Raw genomic sequence first — 2,790 nt, forward strand, 5'->3', positions numbered from 1 at the left:
CTTCCCTCTTTATACTTAGTTCTTTACGAAAATCTCCAAGACAAGACACAACAAACGCAACAGAGCACTTCCATCCCCAGTAGATGAAGAGTACTTCCTACTTTGAAAAAAAGAGAAGTCTATTAGAAATAAATTAATACCACTGTGTTGAAATATGACAACCCACTTTAAGCCCAAGTAAGTTAGCTTTTTTATAAGCTTCTTCTACATCCTTTTTTGTTCCCTCATAACCCCAGTTTGCGTCATATAATAATCCCTACCATCACGTAAAAGATGTCATGGTACCACTATATCAGTATCTCAGAATATTTCTCTGAATAATAATATTCAAAATTATAATTCTTTAAATAAAATCCATTATAAATACATTTTGTATTAGACATAATTAATATCAATTATTTTTTAATTTTGACAAAAAACCAAAAATGTCTTACCAAATAAAAACAATTACTGAAATTAATAACAACTATCCATTTTCACTTCTTCTTATGAAGTTCGCGGGGAAATGAATATTTGGGGGCTATCATAAGGAGAATACTAGTGTATAAAACATCCCTTTTATCATGCACAGCTGCNGCAGTACTGTAACTGTAACTGGAAATGAAAACACAAATACAGACACAAGTAGCGATAAATATGTTGTAACAGTTGAAGGTGCTAACAGTGCGCTTGAATTAAATGGCTTAAATATTCAAGGCACTGATTCTGATGTTCGTTTTGGTATTTCTGTAAAAGACGGCGCTAACATCAACCTGACTGGGGGGAACATTACAGCTTCTCAAACTGGTGTTTATATTGATGATAGTAAGGATAATAGAAATATACTGCAAAATGTAGTAATATCAGATAATAAAAATGAAGCATCATCACTCCTTGGAATAAAAATAAACAAGAAAAGTTTTATCACTTTAGAAAATGTAACAGTTAAACAAACACAAACTGCCATAGATGCATATGATTCCACAGTAAAAGTTTTAGGAGGATCATTTGATGCAGAAAAAACCGCAATATTTGCTCAAAACGGCAGCAACATCACTTTAACTGGCGATGCAAACATTACATCTAATGATGTTGGACTCTATGCGGCAGGTTCAAAGGCCATCATCGAAATGACAGGAGGGAGCATCACAGCGAAAGAGCAAGCAGTAAAGACAACATACGGTGGCCATATTATTGCTACAGATGTCACCCTAAAAACAAAAGATGTTTATGGAATTGGTGTAGCTTGTGAAGACCTTAGCATAATTGAATTACTTGGAAAGACAACGATTAATAATGCTTTCATCGGGATTCAAGTAATAGATGAGGCCACAATCAAGATGATTGGAGGAACCATTACAGCTTCTGCAGCTGGTGCTACATTCTTAAACAGTCACAGTTATAAATATGAAAACAAACTAGAAAATGTGACCATATCGAGTATTAAAGAGGATGTGCCACTGTTCTTTGGAATAAAAGCAGATGCAAGTTATATCTCTTTAAATAATGTAACAGTGACGCAAGCACAAACTGCCATAGAGGCATATGATTCCATAATAAACGTTTTAGGAGGATCATTTGATGCAGAAAGAACAGCAATATTTGCTCAAAACGGCAGCACCATCGCTTTAACTAGCGATGCAAACATTACATCTAATAATGCTGCTGGACTCCATGCGGCAGATTCAAAGTCCATCATCGAAATGACAGGGGGGAGCATCACAGCGAAAGAGCAAGCAGTAAAGACAACATCCGGTGGCCATATTACTGTTACAGATGTCACCCTAAAAACAAAAGATGGTTATGGAACTGGTGCAGTTTCTAGTGGCCTTGGTAGCATGATTGAATTACTTGGAAAGACAACGATTAATGATGCTTTCTTCGGGCTTCAAGCACAAAACGGTGGCGCAATCAAGATGACTGGGGGAACCATTACAACTTCTTCAACTAGTGCTATATTCTCAAACAGTAACAGTAGTGAAAACAAACTAGAAAATGTGACAATATCGGGTGTTAAAAAGGATGGGACACTGTACTATGGAATAAACGCAAATAAAAGTACCGTCACTTTAAAAGATGTAACAGTGGCTCAAGCAGCCACCGGTGTATTTGAAAAAGGTGTATTAGCAGAGAATGATTCGACAATAACAATCTCGGGAGGATCATTTCATGCACAAAATACAACAATATCTGCTAAAAGCGGCAGTGCCATCACTTTAACCAACAATGCAAACATTACATCTGATAACGTTGGACTCTATGCGGAAGGTTCAAACTCCACCATCAGCATGACGGAAGGAACCGTCACGGGGAAAGGTAATGCATTGGTTGCTGAAAATGGTGGACATATTACTGTTGCAGATGTGACCCTAAAAACAAATTATAGCGATAAGTCATCTGGTGTATTTTCTAATGGCGCAAACAGTGTAATTTTTCTTGAAAAAACAACGATTAGTAGTAGTGGAACTGGGCTTGCAGCAATCGATGGTGGTGCAGTCAACATGACGGGAGGATCCGTAGCAGCGAACGAAACAGCGTTATTTGCAATCAACGGTGGGCATATTGATTTGACAAATGTTTCTGCAACAGCAGAAGTTTCTGGTTTGCAATTCGTAACTCACCCTACTACCAAACAAGATGAGCTAAATGATCCACAAAAACATCATAGCAATGAAATCAATCTGACCAATGCAGAGCTTCATGCTGAAAATGGCACAGGTATTTTCATTAGAGCTTTCACTAAAAATAACATTGAAAATAGTGCCGATCTGTCAATTGGTACAGTTAATCTCACAAATTCAGAAATCCATG

At 37.0% G+C, this 2,790-nt stretch carries 1 pseudogene; it reads left to right on the forward strand.

The features are described 5' to 3' along the window. Positions 1–563: 563 nt before the first annotated feature. Positions 564–2,790 (forward strand): annotated as a pseudogene (locus ACFIMG_RS08350) (hypothetical protein); the annotation flags it as partial.

The sequence above is a fragment of the Bartonella sp. AP11XZML genome (assembly GCF_042196445.1).
In the GTDB taxonomy this organism is placed as follows: domain Bacteria; phylum Pseudomonadota; class Alphaproteobacteria; order Rhizobiales; family Rhizobiaceae; genus Bartonella.